Origin of the sequence: Longibacter salinarum (genome assembly GCF_002554795.1) — a bacterium.
Classification (GTDB): domain Bacteria; phylum Bacteroidota; class Rhodothermia; order Rhodothermales; family Salinibacteraceae; genus Longibacter; species Longibacter salinarum.
In genome coordinates, this window is the sequence record NZ_PDEQ01000002.1 from 574,977 (window position 1) to 591,844 (window position 16,868).

Genomic DNA, 16,868 nt, shown 5'->3' on the forward strand with positions numbered 1-16,868 from the left:
ATAAATGTAGATCGGTGGCTAGTCGCGTTGCCGATCCTCATCCCTATCTTTGCACCACGAAGCGCTGTGTACTCATCCCCGTTCGTCGTTTACGGGACGATCGGGGCTGTAATAGGACTGGGCTTTGTCGCGGTTACCTCAGAAAAGCAGGGAATTGGGAAGCGCGTTCTCACGGTCTGGGGATGGCTTTTCGTGATCGCGCTTCTGACCGCCGTCTCACAGCTTTTAAACTCCGGAGGATTGGAACTGAGTGGGGTCACCCGTATTGCCAGGCCCTTCCTTTACATGGTCGTCATCGCCTACGGGTATAAGATCGGCGTTGCGAAAACAGATGACACCATCACCTTAAGTATACTCTGGGCAGCGTACGTTGTCCTGGCCGGGCAAATAATCGTTGGTGCGACGCAATTTCTCGGTATTCGCGTCTTTGACTTGATTTACACCTCATCGAAATCAAGCCCCTATTATGGACTGCTTCGGCTGTCTGGAACGCTTGCGAACCCGAACTTCTACGGCTGGGTGATGCTCCAGCTTGTGACCATCATAACGTTGCTCAACCGACGAGCGACTGCGTACCCGTTGGTGTTGATTGCGGCAGTGATGGCCGTTATGTCCGGATCCCGTACGGCGACGCTTATTCTACCGTTCGTTATCGTATTGACGCAATCGTTTCGGCGGAGCCCGCGCGTTAGAATCGTAAGGCTCATCGGTGTTGCGCTCCTTGTCGGTGTAATCTCGACGTCGTTATTTATAGCTGTTTCCCAGTACCTACCGTACGTGGGATCGATTCGGCAACTTTTCGTTACCGGTTCGCTTACAGCCATCGGTTCACTCAACGCCCGATTCATCCATTGGGAGATGGTCGCCGATATCTTCCGGCAGGGTGATATATGGACATGGCTGTTCGGGCTCAGTGACCGTTCCTTTACACAGACGTTGGATAACGACTATCTCTACGTCCTTTTCCGAAACGGAATCGTCGGTCTCCTATTCCATATATCATTTGCCATATATCTATTTCGACTATGCTACCAGCAGCGGAGAAATAAGATCGCCCAGATTTGCATCGTCTATATTCTCTCGGCACTGGTAATGGGAACCGTGGCGGAGACACTCGCCGGTTGGTTACTCCCCATTTGGCTTCTATATCTGATCGGGATCATGATCGGTCAGAATCAGCACCGAAGAACGGAGCATGCTCACATCACGTCGTCTGAATAGAATTTATTCACAGATGCCGTTCCGCGAAGCGGCTCATGTTGTGTGAAAGAATTACTGCTCTTTGCACGATCGTATGGTTACCCCTAGAAAACACAGTGGGTATTTGTCGGCTCTAATCATGTTGAGGCTGAACGACACCTATCGGGACACGGAGGTGCGTAATGTCCATCGTTGATTCACCCGCCTCAGTGGAAAAAGGGGCCTATGCTCCCGACTTTAGAAAGCCACTAGCGACCAATGGGCTCGTTCTAGGGGGCGAACAGGTGTTGTCCGTCATGTTAGTTTGCACTTTTTATTAGTCTGTGAACGTTCTGGTCACTGGGTCGTCTCTTCTTATTGGCATACATCTCGTACTGGAGTTACATCAACGTAGTGCGAGAGGGTTGGGATGGATCGCAAGGACCGATTTGAACACAGTCGACCGGGTTTGTTTGTAAACGAAATCCTAAATGGATCGTCCATCACAGAGGAAGGTATATGTGAAGCGGGCACTGTGTGCCATGTTGATAGGACGTGAAAGATCACGTGTTTTACAGCACGGTTGTTGTACATGGCACGGAGCCAGAGCCTAAATTGGAGTCTTCGCCGTAGTCTCTTGAGTTTCCATATACGGCCAAGAGGCAGAGCACGTGCAGCAGGCGTTCAGTAGTGATGTGCCAGACGCTCGGATCCTCATTCTTCACGTATCTTCGATCCACGTCCGCCTCCCACGATCGCGAACGATCGTTCATCGTGTGGTTGAGTCGATTTACAAGCCGCATTGCATGACGATTGCTTACGACAATGCTCGCAAACTGACGTTATTACGTCGATAATCGAATTTCTACATATCGGTTTGTGGTCGACTGGATGTTCCCGAGCATGCGGACTACATCTACGTCGACGGACCAATCATTTCAACGATCCGACGGATCAGTTCGGTTTACTACGAAATGTGTCGGACGCCACCGTTCTGGTCGCTTCCAGTCGGCATAGCAGAAACGGTTGCGACGATCTTCGACATTTCCTCGGACCTTACTAGGATTGCCTTTACCATCAGGGCGGCTCATATGCGGAAACTTTGTACATCTGCTGTTCTTGACCTCGTGGAGGTCCGAACGATCTGATTCTACGAGCCAGCGTCCAACGAGTGCGCTGGCCGTTCTAGCAGTACAACTTGTCCGATGCTTCGCCCGCACGCACATTGCGGTCGCGGTTGGCTGCCGCATGGCTTAGGCGCGGTAAATGCGGTAAATCACGACTCAGCATCTCGCCTCAATCTCTTCTGGAACCCGGTGTCCGACTCTACCATGCGCGTTCTCTTGCTTTCACAGTACTTTCCGCCAGAGACCGGTGGTACATCGAATCGGATGCTTTCCGTCGCGCAGGGATTTCAGCGAAACGGGCATGAGGTAGTGGTGGTCGCGGAAAAGCCGAATCACCCCGAAGGCATCATCCGACCGGAGTACCGTGGGGGGCTTTTCGAGGAACGAGAATACGAGGGCATCCCTGTGATCTACACATGGGTACGGGCCCGGCCGGAAAAGACCTTCATCAGTCGGATTTTATTCTACGTCTCGTTCATGATTACATCGGTTCTCGGAGCACTAAAGGCGCGGGGATCGTTCGATGTAGTGATCGCATCGTCGCCTCCGTTGTTCGTCGGGCTTTCCGGCTGGGCGGCGGCACGTCTCAAGGGCGCCCGCTTCGTATTCGATGTCCGTGACATCTGGCCCGAGGTTGCCGTTGCGATGGGGGAATTGACCAATCCGGTCATGATCCGCGTGGCTGAGGAGATCGAAGCGTTCATTTATAGCCAGGCAGACGGTATCACCGCCGTTACGGATAGCTTTTGTGAGCACATTTCGAGAGTAGTAGGTTCGGGGACCCCAACCCAGCGCGTAATGAATGGAACGGTTCCTGATGTATTTGATCGACCGGAGGCCAGAAAACCGATGCGTGAAGCGCTCGGCGTGGAAGACGATACGTTTGTGGTCGCGTATGCCGGTAACGTTGGTCTTGCGCAGGGACTTCCGCACATTATCAATGCAGCGGACCATCTCGCCGACCGAGACGATATCGAGATTCACATTGTTGGAAGCGGGCCCGTGAAGGAAGAGCTCGTCACGCTTGCACGAGAGAAAGAACGGGGCAACGTTCGCTTCTTCGACCGAGTCCCGCTGGAGGAGGCGGCTGCCCATATGGCCGCTTCTGATGCGCTCCTCGTTCCGCTCGGTGATAATCCCATTTACCGTCAGTTTATCCCATCTAAGCTATTCGATAGCATGGCGGCCGGTCGTCCGGTGTTGCTCTCTGTGGATGGAGAGGCCCGGGACCTGCTGGATGAGGCCAACGCTGGTCTGTCATACCCTGCAGAGAATGCTCATGCGCTCGCCGATGCGATTTGCGAACTTGCAGATGACCGGGAGCGGGCCAAAGACATGGGGCAGGCCGGCCGGCAGTTTTCTCGTTCCGAATGCACACGTAGAGAACAGGCAGATCGCCTTGTCAACTTCGTCGAGCAGATCGTTGCTGGATAAGTTCGTGTTCTCCTCCGTCTACAACTCTTTTCTCTGCTTCTCTATTCAGGCATGAAAATCATCAATGTCGTCGGCGCCCGCCCGAACTTCATGAAGGTGGCTCCGATCCATCGCGCACTTGAACGTCACGACACCCTGTCGTCGCTGATTGTCCACACCGGTCAGCACTACGACGAGGAGATGAGCGATATTTTCTTCGAACAGCTCGAAATGCCCAGGCCGGACCGCTATCTGGGAGTAGGAAGCGCCTCCCATGCTGTTCAAACGGCGCGTATCATGACGGCGTTCGAGGAGGTGGTGAAGGAGGTTCAGCCGGATTTGGTAAATGTCGTTGGCGATGTCAACTCGACCGTCGCCTGCAGTCTCGTGGCAACGAAGATGCACATTCCGGTCGCGCATGTCGAGGCCGGGCTTCGAAGCGGCGATCGGCGGATGCCAGAAGAGATCAACCGGATTGTCACGGACCGCATCGCGGATCTGCTGTTCGTTACCGAGCCGAGCGGTGTTGAAAACCTAAGGAGTGAAGGTGTAGAGGATGAGCGGATTGCCTTCGTGGGCAACGTGATGATCGACTCCCTGATGTCGTTTCGGGAAAAAGCTCGCGCCACTGGTATTGTCGAAGAACTCGACCTGGCCAGCGACGACTACGTACTGATGACCATGCATCGCCCGTCCAACGTGGATCACAGAGAGGGTGTCGAAACCTTACTTGAGCTCTTGCGCCTCCTCGCTGAGCATACCAGCGTCGTATTTCCGATGCACCCGCGTACTCGTAACCGATTCGAACAGTTCGGGCTCGACGACGAGCTTGATTCTATTGACCGGCTGGTCGTCCTACCGCCTCAGGGATATCTGCAGTTCTTGGCGCTGATGGAAGAGGCTTCGGTGGTGGTGACCGACTCGGGCGGCATTCAAGAAGAGACGACATTTCTGAAAGTGCCGTGCATTACCCTCCGCGAAAATACAGAGCGGCCCGTGACGATTGACGAGGGAACCAACGAGCTTATGGACATCGATCCTGCAGCTGTCGTCGATCGTGTCTTAGAGCGTCAAGACGAAGACACTCGCGGGAAGACGCCGCGCAACTGGGATGGCCAGGCCGCGGACCGGATCGTCAAACGTCTCTACGGCTTTCTCGCCAGCGAGTAACTCTTCGTTGTCCTCGTCTGCCTTCTGACACTCCGTTTCGATAACCACCTTTTTTATGCACTACCTCATTACGGGAGGCGCCGGCTTTATTGGTAGTCACCTTGCCGACGCACTTCTCGATGCCGATCACTCGGTTCTCGCTTACGACAACCTCTCGACGGGGCGACGGGGCAACATTGCCCATCTCGAACAAAACCCCCGCTTTTCTCTTGCTGTGGGCGACGTTCTGGATCGGTCTCGGCTCGATGAAGCAATCTCCAAGGCAGATGTTGTGATTCATCTGGCGGCTGCTGTGGGGGTGAAGCGCGTAATGGAGAAGCCGGTGGAGACGATCAAGACGAACGTCGGCGGTACGGAAACGGTACTGGAATTGGCTCACCAGCACGATAAGAAGATCGCTATTGCGTCGACCTCTGAAGTGTATGGCAAGGCGATGCAGAAAGACGAGGAACTCGACGCGCTCAGTGAGACGGATGATTGGACGCTCGGTACCACGTCAAAACGCCGCTGGGCCTACGCCTGCTCGAAAGCCATGGACGAGTTTCTGGCCAAGGCCTATGCAGACGAACACGGACTCGACGTGATCTCGCTCCGGTTCTTCAATACGGTTGGCCCGCGGCAGAGTGGCCGATACGGGATGGTCATCCCGAACTTCGTCCGTCAAGCTCTTGCAGGGGAAGACATTCGCGTGTTCGGCGATGGGAAGCAGACCCGTTGCTTTACGCACGTATTCGACGCTGTGGAGGCGGTGCAGCGGCTCCTTGCCTCCGATGACGACCTCCGCGGTGAGGTGTTTAACGTTGGTTCGCGCCACGAAATCTCGATTCGCAATCTGGCCGAACGTGTTCGTACACTCACCGACTCGGACTCGAACATCGTCTACGTTCCGTATGAAGAAGTCTACGGCGCTGGGTTTGAAGACATGCGACGTCGTACACCGGACGTGACCAAGCTGCGGGAGACGATTGACTTCATCCCAGGGCGACCGACAGACGAAATACTCCAGGACGTTATCGCAGCCGTACGTGAGGCGTGAAAATGGGTCACGGGGCTGGTTCATCCTGCGAGAAATTCCCAGCATTAATGTCGCTAATCCCGTAATTCCGCTTGGCTAGACATCCCGGGACGGAAGTTTTTATTTAGGGATGTTGTTACGGGGCGTAGTTTATGCGCGGCTACGTTGATGCACGTCGGCTTTCTTGTCGCCCCACTGGGTTCTGATCAGGCTTTACGTGTTCTAACGTTTGAAGCCGTCGACATTAACGATCCGGAGGATGCACGACGCCGCGGGGCCCATCATTTTAAGTCACTGTCTTCGAGTTCATTTTCTGCCGAGTTCAAAAACGTGGAATCATGAATCGTATTTATATGTTTTCGTGTGATTAAAAGATGAAAGGGTCAAGGTTTGCTTAAGAAAGGTGGGCTTTGGGTATCTAAGCATGCACTTTGGTTATACTAAATCACACCAGCCCGGGTGAGTATTGCCCGTTTCTCTTGTCTCAAGATCAAGAGCGAATCACAAACTTGTTTTCGTGGCATGATTAGCGCCGTTTTATCGTCTTAGCCTATGCTTGAGGTTTTAACAAACACATTCAAGGGTCCGCTACTGAGTGGGGCTATTGCGTTTGCTACCGTTGTAGCGTGTACGCCGCTCGTTATCTGGTTCGCCCGTACGTTGGGATGGGTCGCGCATCCGCGCGAGGACCGGTGGCATGAGTCGTCAACGGCGCTTATGGGCGGCATTGCCCTATATGTTGGTGCAACCGCAGCCGTCTTCGTAACGGCACCCGTAGCCGATGTATGGATTCTCTGGTGCGGAGCGACGTTGATGTTCGTTACCGGACTCATTGACGACATGTGGCAAATCCGGCCGGCGGCGAAGCTTGCTGCGCAGGTGCTCGCGACGAGTGTTCTTCTGTACGCTGGCTATTCCTTCGGCCAAGACTGGGCGTTCTGGTTGTCGTTGCCTCTCACACTCGTATGGGTGGTCGGGGTGACGAATGCGATCAACTTGCTGGACAATATGGATGGGCTGTCTGCGGGTATCGCGGGGATTGCTGCGGCTATCATGGTTATCTATGCTGCTATGGCGGGGAGTTCGCTCGCTATCACGATCGGTGCGCCGGTCGTTGGTGCTGCGCTGGGATTCCTGGTGTATAACTTTAAGCCGGCGAAAATCTTCATGGGGGACTGTGGGAGTCTCTTCCTCGGCTATGTTCTCGCCGCACTCGGACTCATTATCCAGGCCCAATCTGTGACGGCGGGTCCGGTCGCAGTGTCCCTCGTGCCGCTTGCTGTCCTGGCGGTTCCGATTTTTGACACAACTCTCGTAACGTTAGTCCGCAAGCTATCCGGACGACCGATCTCCCAGGGCGGACGCGACCACTCGTCACACCGGTTGGTATTCTTGGGTCTTTCTGAGCGTCACGCCGTCCTTATGTTGTACGGGCTTAGCTTGCTTTCCGGTATCGCAGCACTTACCGCTCTCTATGCAGGTGAGCGGCTGTTTTTTGCCTTGACTGCATTCGTTATTGTCGCACTGATCGTCCTGGGAATACAGCTTGGACGGGCCAACGTTTATGGTGACGTGTCGGGTGACGGTGCCCCACCACGTGGTGTTCGTCCGCTGCATGTGTTGCATCGTCTGATGGGGCACCATTGGAAAGCGCTGTTCGGTATCCTGGCCGATGCGGTCCTCGTTGGTGCAGTTTTCGTCGTTGCTCACTCGCTCCGTTTCGAATCTGGGGTACCGCCCGCACACGCGGATCGAATGGTTCAGGTGCTTCCGCTCGTGGTGAGCATCAAAATCGCGGTCTTTTATGCATTTGGCCTGTATCGAGGCATCTGGCGGTATGCCGGAACGCCCGAACTTCTACGTACCGGTTTCGCAACGCTTGCGGCGACGGCCGGTACAGGGGGCATGATCGCCCTCATGTTTGGGGCTGATCTCGTATCGCGCGGTGTTCTTGTTATTGACTGGATGATGGTAACCATCGCTGTAACCGGGGTCCGCTTTGGATTTCGTGGGCTACGTCAGTACCTTGCAGCAAAGCGAGCAGCGGGGGCGGCGACCCTTCTGTATGGTGCTGCGGGCGACGGAACTATGGCCGTACGCATGATCAGGCACAACGACCAATTCGACCTCCGCCCCGTCGGATTTGTCGACGACGATGCGTTGAAAATCGGACTGACCGTGCAGGGATTGCCGGTCCTCGGTGGGTTCGAAGACATAGAACAGATCTGCAAGAATCACGACATCAAAGTGCTTCTCATCACAGCCGACCTGCCGCCGTATCGCCTGAGAGAGGTGGTGGATATCATGGAACGTCTGAACGTGAGTTGTAAGAGGCTACACGTGGACTTTGAATCAGTTGACGTGCGTAGCACAGCCCCTGCTCGTCCGAATCTCCCTATATCCGCCTAGATCATGGGGCTGGTTGGTGTATACCAATCCGGGAACTGGCTACACCGTGGGGCTACTTCTCTCTTCGCTGCCACGGAACGTATTTGCACATAGCGTATTGTGAGCGTCCCCTTCTTTGGATGCTTCTGTAACAGAGTTGCGTCCAACAGTATCTCCTTCTACTTTCCGATTCTGCACGTCGTTAGCACAATGTCTTCGTCTCATTCTGCCTCATCTATGCACTCCAACGGATCTATACCCTCCGGTGAGTCTTCGGTCAATGGACTTTCTAACGATGAGTCCCGTCGTAAACCAGAATCCCTGTCTCCGGCAGCTTTGAATTTACTGGGGCAGATCGATAATGGCGAGGCAACCATCGGTGTTATCGGCCTTGGATACGTTGGGCTACCACTGGCTGTTGAATATGCATCTGCAGGCTTTAAGACTGTCGGTATCGACTTGGATGAAAGCCGCGTCGATCGACTCAACCGCGGTGATAACTACATCGATGATCTTGACGACGACCAGGTGCGAGGTCTGGTCGAAAGCGATCTCTTGTCCGCGTCAACGAACTTTGACGCGTGTGGAGACATCGACGTATTCTTTATCTGTGTGCCCACGCCCGTCACGGCGAGCAAAGACCCTGACACGGGATACATCGAATCGGCAACAGCTTCTATTGCAGAACATCTGCGTCCCGGCCAGCTCGTCATCCTGAAGAGCACAACCTACCCCGATACGACCGAAGGCATCGTCAAGCCCATCCTTGAAGAACAGGGAGATCCGCGAGGTCTTACGCTCGGCTCAGACTACTTTCTCGCGTTTAGCCCGGAGCGGATTGACCCAGGGAACGAGGAGTGGACGACGGCGAACACGCCTGTTGTTGTGGGGGGGACGACACCGACGTGCGGCCATGTGTCTCAGATTGCGCTCGAGGAGATCATCGAGCATGTCTATTCGGTTTCCAACCCGAAGGTTGCCGAAATGGAGAAGCTGCTGGAAAACATCTTCCGCTCCGTCAACATCGCGCTCGTGAACGAGTTGGCCCGCCTCTGTGATCGGATTGGCGGAATATCGATGTGGGAGGTCATTCAGGCGGCGGCAACGAAACCGTTCGGATTCATGCCGTTCTACCCGGGCCCCGGTCTCGGCGGCCATTGTATTCCGATTGATCCCCACTACCTCTCCTGGTTGGCGCGTAAATACGACTTCGAAACGAGCTTCATCACGCTATCCGCTCGTATTAACGAGAGCATGCCGTTTTACGTGGCCGAGGCCATAATCGGTGCTGTTGCAGATCAGCCGATTCGACTTCGTGACGCGAACATTCTCATTCTCGGAGTAGCATTTAAGGGCAATGTTGATGACACGCGTCACTCTCCAGCAGAGACAATCATAAAGCTGCTGGAAGAGAAAAACGTGGGCTCAATCCGGTTCGCCGATCCACATGTCGATGAGTACCACGTACGGTATCGAGACGGCTCGTCGCGAGCGATCGAAAAGGTCGAGTGCACGCCCGAAACCGTGGCCGAGCATGATGTCGTGGTAGTTGTAACGGACCATGATGCATTTGATGTAGAGATGATTGCGACATCAGCTCGCTCGATCGTGGATACGCGCAATATGCTCGCGGACATCACGGACCCGGATCTTCGTGAACGGATCCATCTCCTCGGAGGCGGAGACTCCACCATGACGGCGCTGGAGCCGATTGCAGACGACGCGTAATCAGACACCACCACGATCCGGGAAGTAGCCTCTATTGCTCGCATTGCGTATTTGACGGTTTCTCACCTTGCTGAGGCTGGCTTGACTCGGTGATACGGATCAAGCGTCCTTCCTTTTTCCCCTCTGACTTTTTGCCTAGCCATGACTTCTCTTCTTGCTCTCACGATTGTACAGCAGTCGGCGACATCGGCGTTCATCCCCGAAGCCACCGGCACGGGGCTCGAGTGGATGACGATAAGCGCCGTGATCGTACCGATGATTCTGCTCGTGGCTCTTCTCTATGCCGGCACCCAATCCACGGTGCGCTAACCGGAGACCCTATTGGGTCGCTCATGATGTCTGCAGCGGTGCCGTTTCTGGGCATCGTTCCCGAGAGACCACGACGAGCAACAAAAAAGCGCCCGTGCTCTGATAGAGAGCGCGGGCGCTTTCGTTTGTCTACACCGGCAGAGCGTTAGCGAGCCGGCGGGTATTGCTCAGGTAAAGCGTTACTCACACTCGTTTTCGAGATAGTGCTCTGAGCGGGCTTTGTAGTCACCGAACGCTGCCTGTTCAAACTCAGCGCAGGCCGCTTCCTTGTTGCCGTTCTTGAGTTGCGACTCGGCGATCACGAAGTGAAACTTCGCAGCCGAGGTTCGGCTACCGCGATGCATCTCGAGGCCCTGCTGTGCGGTGGCAATTGCCTCCTGGGCGTTGCCGTTTGCATACTGCGCAGTCGCGCGGTAGAACAAAGACTTCGCGCTGGGGTCCACGTAGTTGCGCATCTCGTCAAGTGCTGCCAGCGCTTCCTGTGCGGCCCTTGGACCAGGATTTTGCACGTTCAGCGCCTTCGATGCGCGGGAGACGAACTCTTGGCGGATACGCTCGCGAGCCGTGTTGGCCGTACGGCGATCGCCATTCTCCTCAGCAACCGAAATGGCTTTCTGAAGCGTCTGGATCGCTTCCGTCGTTTTACCTTCCTGGTTGATTTGAGCGAGGCCCATACCGTAAAGCATGTAGGCGTCGTCGGGAGCATATTCTGCACCTTTCCTAAAGTGCATCTGCGCCTCTTCATAGTTCTTGTCCTTGAGCGCCTTGTTGCCCCATTGCTTCGGTAGCGCCACCATCTTCTGCTTGATTTGAGAAGCAGCGCCGGACTGTTCGGCTTCGTTGGCGAGTTGGAGCGACTGTTCAAGTTTTGGGTACGCCTCTTGAGCGTTGCCTTGCTTGGCCGCCTGCATCGCCGCCGCATATGTCTTCTTTAATTCCTCGACTTTCGCCTGGCTTCCGTCCTGAGCCAGGACGGGGGTTGCCACAAGGGCAAGAGCGAGAGCGAGGACCGGAACGAGTACACGGCGACTCAGGCTCCGTGCGATATGTCGAACATTCACGTTCATAGGTGGGATGGCGCTGGGAGTAAATACAATGATAATCAGGGTGATGGGTCGCAGGCGTGGCAGCGCTGCAAGGAGACCCTGATTCGTAGCGATTAAGTCACGTCGGGGTTCCGGAACCAAGAGGGTGTAAGCCCCTGGAGTGGATCCGACGGTAAGAACGGTTGAAGGTTGACGAATCGTACATCGTCGCCTTCGTCCGGATCAAGCCCCCGGTCCAATTTGAACCGGGGGGATCCAGAGAATCATATGGGATGGAGCGCGAGGTGGCGACTCGGTTAAGGCACCACAGAGGGGCCTGCGATAACACCACTTGTATCCATCCGTCTATCGGAATCTACTAGTTACCCGCGTCTCGTTTGACTTCCTCGCGGTATTCTTCGCTCGCGAAGATAGCAACCTCCACACGGCGGTTTTGCTGACGGCCGGCTTCCGTATCGTTCGTTGCAACGGGCTCGGTCTCACCGCGACCTTCAGTGCGCAGGCGATCAGCAGAGATTCCTTGATTGATCAGGAAGTCCGCTGCGGATTCTGCACGCCGCTCGGAAAGACCCATGTTGTAATCTGCCGAGCCTTTCGAATCGGTGTGACCGACCACGAGAATCTCCGTCTCAGGGTAGTCCTGCATGCTGCTTGCGAAGTCGCGAAGGTCTTGGCGCGCGCCACTACGTAAGGCGGAAGAGTCAAAGTCGAAGAGAAGACCGCTATCAAACGTTACGACGATACCCTCTCCGATCCGTTCAACGTCTGCGTTGGCAAGTTCCTGTTCGAGTTCTTCGGCCTTTTTGTCCATACGCTGACCGATAATTGCACCGGCAGCGCCTCCAACGACGGCACCGATGATGGCGCCCTCGGCTGTTCCACCAACGGCTTTACCGACGGCTGCACCAGCGGCACCACCCGCTCCCGAACCGATGATAGCACCCTTTTCCGTGTTGCTCAGGCTTTTGCACCCGGTCATGGTGACCAGGGCGAGTGCCAGAACGAGAATAGCGGAAAGGGGCGTTCGTTTCAGTCGTTGCATAATGCTGTGCAGAATAATGAATAAGTCTGGGTGAGACCGAAGCATTCGTTGTGTCAACCGAACTTCGGCTATTGCTAGATAGCCTTACGTATGTAGAAGATCCATCTGTTCGCTGCGAAGAGGATCGGTACATTTCCGCCGTATACGCCCGTGTGCGGTCTTCATCCTACACGGTACCTACGCTGCACCCGTGCTCACATCTGAATGAGTCGCGTCGAGCGAATCGCGCCGAACTTATGATCCCGGAAACTTCGGTAATCTTACTGCACCCCTCCATTTTACAACGCACGTGCCAACGTTTGGCTGTCGGAGCACGCAGTACCGTTGCGGTAAGTCTAATTACCATCAGGATCATTCTGAAATCGGCCGGGAGCGGACTCTGGAGGGGTTGCTGGGCGATACTCGACACTTTTATCATCGTGTGAATGCTGGCTTAGCCGTGACTTGTACCCGAAGATATGCTTGACAGTTTGGCGGGAACGTATACTCTGGCAGACACAGCCGTCAGAAAACTGTCTACTGAGACATACGCCGGCGGAAGGATACACACAGGGATCACGTTTCCCGTTGGCATTCGTGCGGTCACCCGGCGTATTCTGTACGGCAATCCGGTTGTGGCCCAGCAAGTGGCTCGCACCGGCCCGATTGCAACGGCAGCAACTCACGATCCTCACTCCTACCACCCAATCCTATGAAGCTGATCGTTCCAATGGCCGGTCGTGGCACTCGCGTTCGGCCGCACTCGCATGTTACGCCCAAACCGCTTCTCACGGTAAAGGGCCGCACGATCGTCGAACGGATCGTCGACACGTTCTCTCGTGTCCTACCCGAGGTGCCAGACGAAGGCGTTTTCGTGCTCGGACCGGACTTCGGTCAGGACATACGAGATCAGTTGACGCAGATCTGCGAGGCGCGTGATATGACGGCTGAGTTTGCCGTGCAGGAGAGCGCCGAAGGGACGGCACACGCGGTCGGATGTGCGGGTGAACATCTCAAGGGAGAGGGAATCGTCGTATTCGCCGATACGCTCTTCCGCATTGACGACGACGTCGACCTGGGCGATTCAGATGTGGTCGTTTGGGTCAAGCACGTCGATGATCCGAGTCGCTTTGGTGTCGCGGTTCGCGGAGAGGGAGGGGACCGGGTTACGCGTCTGGTGGAAAAACCCGATGAGCCGATCTCGAACGAAGCCATCATCGGGATCTACTACGTCAAGCAGCTCGCGGATCTGCAGACCGAGATCCGGTACCTGATCGACAACGAGATTCGGGGCAAAGGTGGGGAGTTGCAGTTGACCGATGCTTTCGATCGCATGCTCCAGAATGGAAAACGCTTTACGACGGAGGGGGTCGACGCATGGATGGACTGCGGAACGATTCCCGCACTGCTGGAAACGACGAAGCGGATTCTCCACCAGGAGGAAGGCGACCTCCATCAGGGAACCGTGAAAGACAGCATCATTCACGACCCGGTATACATTGGACCTGGGGCAACGATCGACGGCGCGGTCGTTGGACCGAACGTATCGGTGGAAGCAGGCGCGACAGTCCGGGATGCCGTGGTGCGCGATAGCATCGTGTATCCCAATGCTCACGTCGAGGTGAGCGTGTTGTCAGACTCGATTGTTGGACGTCACGCCGTCGTCGAGGCGATGACCGGCACAGTGAATATCGGTGACCATTCTGAGGTTACCGGCTGAGTCTTGAAGACATTGTAGCATGGGAACGACCCGAATCGGCGTGTACGACCACGCTGCGTCGGGTCGTTTTATTTTGCTCGGAATCTGGCGTTTTGAGACGAACACCGTGTGTGTTTCCCGACCACATCCACCTGTGGCGGAGCAAGCAGACCGGCAGATCGTTCGTATGCAGCAGAATTTGATCCTTCTACGAACACGAATCGCTTTTTTAGCGCCGTTCCCCGATGGAAACCTATCCAGCTTCGATTGAAGAGAAGCTTGGCTTCGACATTCTTCGTCAGCGCCTGTCCGACAGAATGATGAGTCCTCTCGGGCAGGAACGGCTTGACCGCATGCAGCCGGCCAGAACAATGGGCTGGCTCGAAGATGAACTCGTGCGCGTTGAGGAGCTGCAGGCGGCGTTTCAGTACGACGAAAACGTTCCGCTGAATCACATCTTCGACCTTCGCCAGGTGATGAAGCGGGCAGCGCCGGAAGATGCGTATGTCGACCCGGAAGATTTGCGGCGCGTGCGTCTGGTCCTCATTACGCTCCGACGCTTGAAATCGTACTTCGACCGACGCCGCTCCGATTATCCGAGTCTGGCGTCTGCGGTGGAGCGAATCACTCCGCTCAAGGATGTCGAGACGCATATCAGCACGGTCATTGCCGAGGAGGGAGGGGTCCGCGACGATGCGTCGGAGGAGTTGGGACGACTGCGGCGTCAGATTAAGAAGCGACGCAACGAGCTCCGGGGGGCTTTAGATAGCGCCCTGCGCGAAGCGATGAATCAGGGCTGGGCGACGGAAGAGCAGGCGACGATCCGCGGGGGGCGGATGGTGATCCCCGTCCGGGCGGAGGCGAAGCGAAAGGTGGACGGCTTCATTCACGACACCTCCGCGACGGGGCAGACGGTGTACATCGAGCCGTCGGCCTGTATGCGGCTCAACAATGAGGTGAATGAGCTCAAGAGTGACGAGCGGCGAGAAGTGCAGCGGATTCTACGCAAGGTGACGTCTCATCTCAGTCGTCATAGTCAGGAGATGCGACACAACCTGAAAGCACTCGCGCAGTTCGACTTGCTTCAGGCGAAAGCAGGTCTGGCAAATCACCTCGAAGCGGTTGTCCCGAAATTGAATGATGACGGGATTATCGATGTGAAAGACGGTCGCAATCCGGTCCTTCAGCTTCACTTTGAAGCGGAGAAAAAAGGTCAGGGAGCGTCAAATCCCGTTGTGGCGGATGATGAAGACGGACCGAGGGAGGTTGTGCCGCTCGACTTGCGTCTCGGCGATGAATTCAACACGCTGGTGATTACAGGGCCCAATGCCGGCGGTAAGACTGTCGCAATGAAAACGGTCGGTCTGCTGTCGTTGATGCTGGCGTATGGCATGCCGATTCCCGTAGCGCCGCACTCCCGCTTCTCGCTCTTCCACCAGCTGATGGTGGACATCGGCGATGAGCAGTCGATTGAAGAAGACCTTTCAACGTTCAGTTCGCACGTGTCGAACCTCAGGCACATGCTGAAGAACGCAGGTTCGAATACGCTCGTCCTGATCGATGAGGCCGGTACGGGGACGGACCCAGACGAGGGGGGCGCGCTCGCTCAAGCCGTGCTCGAACACCTCACGTCTGTGGAAGCGAGTACCATCGTGACGACGCACCACGGCACCCTCAAGGTATATGCCCATGAGGCCGACCGCGTAGAAAACGGGTCGATGGAGTTCGATCAAAATACCCTGCGTCCGACGTATCGATATCAGCAGGGGGTACCCGGTTCATCGTATGCCTTCGAGATTGCCCAGCGAATGGGGCTTGAGACACGGGTTCTCGATCGTGCTCGTGACCTTGCCGGTGAGCAGAAGACGGCAATGGAAAACCTGATCACGACGTTCGAGCGACGGAATCAGGAGCTCGAAGAAACGCTCGACAAGGCCAAGTCGGAGAAGCGAAACGCCGAAAAAGAGAAAGAGCGTTTCGAGCAGAAATGGCGCAAAATCGAGAAGGAGCGCGACTCGTTTCGGCAGCAGGCACTTGAAGAAGCGGAGCGGATTGTTCAAGACGCGAATGCTCGGATAGAGCAGACGATCAAGGAGATCAAAGAGTCGGAGGCCGAACGCGAGGCTACGAAGGACGCCCGCGAGAAACTTGAAGCCTACAAGAAGGACCTGCGAGAGGATGTTGACGAAGCTCGCGGCGCGAGCGAAAAACCTTCGGAGAAACCATCCAAGAGTGATCGGTCCAGTGCCACCCGCCCGACATCCGGAGATGGCGCGTCACGTTCTTCCACCCCGAAGGAAAAAGGCGGTCCGATTCGGGAGGGCGATCGCGTCGTGCTCGACAACGGCTCGACGACGATGGATGTCCAGGAGGTTGAGGATGATGAAGCGGTTGTTGTCATGGGAGCGATGCACATGCGAGTGGACCTCGACCGGCTTACGAAAGTCGGCGGTCCGCGGAAGGAGCCTGAAACAGGGTACGGGGCCGACATTTCGATGACGGCCCTTGAGGCAAGCCCGACGATCGACGTCCGAGGCGAACGCGTGGAGCAGGCGCGTCAGCGGATTCAACACTTTATCGATGACGCTATTGCAGCTGGACTCAATACCGTCGAGATCCTCCACGGAAAAGGTACAGGAGCACTCCGGCAGGCAATTCACGACGATCTGCGTTCCCGCTCCGACGTGAAGGACGTTCGCAAAGCTCCGATCGAACAGGGCGGGGCAGGCGTCACGCTGGCGGATCTGGCGTAGCACGGCTGGCGGGCCACACG

At 55.8% G+C, this 16,868-nt stretch carries 11 protein-coding genes; 9 read left to right on the forward strand and 2 right to left on the reverse strand.

What is annotated here, in order from left to right; all coding sequences use genetic code 11:
- Window positions 1-66: 66 nt before the first annotated feature.
- The 7 genes from CRI94_RS05730 (at window position 67) to CRI94_RS17640 (ending at window position 10,329) form a co-directional block, all read left to right on the forward strand.
- Window positions 67-1,221, forward strand: coding sequence for an O-antigen ligase family protein (locus CRI94_RS05730; protein WP_098074697.1), 1,155 nt, complete (start codon window positions 67-69; stop codon window positions 1,219-1,221).
- Window positions 1,222-2,495: 1,274 nt separating this feature from the next.
- Window positions 2,496-3,740 carry a glycosyltransferase family 4 protein gene (locus tag CRI94_RS05735; protein ID WP_179862180.1) on the forward strand — a complete coding sequence of 415 codons (1,245 nt, stop codon included), beginning with the start codon at window positions 2,496-2,498 and terminating at the stop codon, window positions 3,738-3,740.
- A 51-nt stretch (window positions 3,741-3,791) separates the two neighbouring features.
- Entirely contained in the window at window positions 3,792-4,889 is a 1,098-nt protein-coding gene (gene wecB / locus CRI94_RS05740; RefSeq protein WP_098074699.1) for a non-hydrolyzing UDP-N-acetylglucosamine 2-epimerase, read from the forward strand.
- 55 nt (window positions 4,890-4,944) lie between these two features.
- Complete coding sequence (locus tag CRI94_RS05745; RefSeq protein ID WP_098074700.1) at window positions 4,945-5,925, forward strand: NAD-dependent epimerase/dehydratase family protein; 981 nt, start codon at window positions 4,945-4,947, stop codon at window positions 5,923-5,925.
- A 531-nt stretch (window positions 5,926-6,456) separates the two neighbouring features.
- Window positions 6,457-8,313 carry a hypothetical protein gene (locus tag CRI94_RS05750; RefSeq protein WP_098074701.1) on the forward strand — a complete coding sequence of 619 codons (1,857 nt, stop codon included), beginning with the start codon at window positions 6,457-6,459 and terminating at the stop codon, window positions 8,311-8,313.
- 315 nt (window positions 8,314-8,628) lie between these two features.
- Complete coding sequence (locus CRI94_RS05755; protein WP_245846091.1) at window positions 8,629-10,020, forward strand: nucleotide sugar dehydrogenase; 1,392 nt, start codon at window positions 8,629-8,631, stop codon at window positions 10,018-10,020.
- A 141-nt stretch (window positions 10,021-10,161) separates the two neighbouring features.
- Window positions 10,162-10,329, forward strand: a complete 168-nt coding sequence (locus tag CRI94_RS17640; RefSeq protein ID WP_179862181.1) for a hypothetical protein — start codon at window positions 10,162-10,164, stop codon at window positions 10,327-10,329.
- 179 nt (window positions 10,330-10,508) lie between these two features.
- Here CRI94_RS17640 and CRI94_RS05760 read toward each other — a convergent pair whose 3' ends face one another.
- Window positions 10,509-11,396 (reverse strand): tetratricopeptide repeat protein, encoded by an 888-nt coding sequence (locus tag CRI94_RS05760; protein ID WP_098074703.1) that lies wholly within the window; start codon window positions 11,394-11,396, stop codon window positions 10,509-10,511.
- Window positions 11,397-11,733: 337 nt separating this feature from the next.
- Window positions 11,734-12,417, reverse strand: coding sequence for a YiaD family glycine zipper/OmpA-like lipoprotein (locus CRI94_RS05765; RefSeq protein WP_098074855.1), 684 nt, complete (start codon window positions 12,415-12,417; stop codon window positions 11,734-11,736).
- Window positions 12,418-13,108: 691 nt separating this feature from the next.
- Here CRI94_RS05765 and CRI94_RS05770 point away from each other — a divergent pair.
- Complete coding sequence (locus CRI94_RS05770; protein WP_098074704.1) at window positions 13,109-14,116, forward strand: sugar phosphate nucleotidyltransferase; 1,008 nt, start codon at window positions 13,109-13,111, stop codon at window positions 14,114-14,116.
- A 224-nt stretch (window positions 14,117-14,340) separates the two neighbouring features.
- Window positions 14,341-16,848, forward strand: a complete 2,508-nt coding sequence (locus CRI94_RS05775) for an endonuclease MutS2 (RefSeq protein ID WP_098074705.1) — start codon at window positions 14,341-14,343, stop codon at window positions 16,846-16,848.
- The last annotated feature ends 20 nt before the right edge of the window (window positions 16,849-16,868 follow it).

Excerpts from the sequence above, each read along its gene's own strand:
- CRI94_RS05760 (WP_098074703.1), bottom strand. The coding sequence starts at position 11,396 with ATGAACGTGAATGTTCGACATATCGCACGGAGCCTGAGTCGCCGTGTA.
- CRI94_RS17640 (WP_179862181.1), top strand. The coding sequence starts at position 10,162 with ATGACTTCTCTTCTTGCTCTCACGATTGTACAGCAGTCGGCGACATCG.
- CRI94_RS05770 (WP_098074704.1), top strand. The coding sequence starts at position 13,109 with ATGAAGCTGATCGTTCCAATGGCCGGTCGTGGCACTCGCGTTCGGCCG.
- wecB (WP_098074699.1), top strand. The coding sequence starts at position 3,792 with ATGAAAATCATCAATGTCGTCGGCGCCCGCCCGAACTTCATGAAGGTG.
- CRI94_RS05750 (WP_098074701.1), top strand. The coding sequence starts at position 6,457 with ATGCTTGAGGTTTTAACAAACACATTCAAGGGTCCGCTACTGAGTGGG.
- CRI94_RS05745 (WP_098074700.1), top strand. The coding sequence starts at position 4,945 with ATGCACTACCTCATTACGGGAGGCGCCGGCTTTATTGGTAGTCACCTT.
- CRI94_RS05765 (WP_098074855.1), bottom strand. The coding sequence starts at position 12,417 with ATGCAACGACTGAAACGAACGCCCCTTTCCGCTATTCTCGTTCTGGCA.
- CRI94_RS05775 (WP_098074705.1), top strand. The coding sequence starts at position 14,341 with ATGGAAACCTATCCAGCTTCGATTGAAGAGAAGCTTGGCTTCGACATT.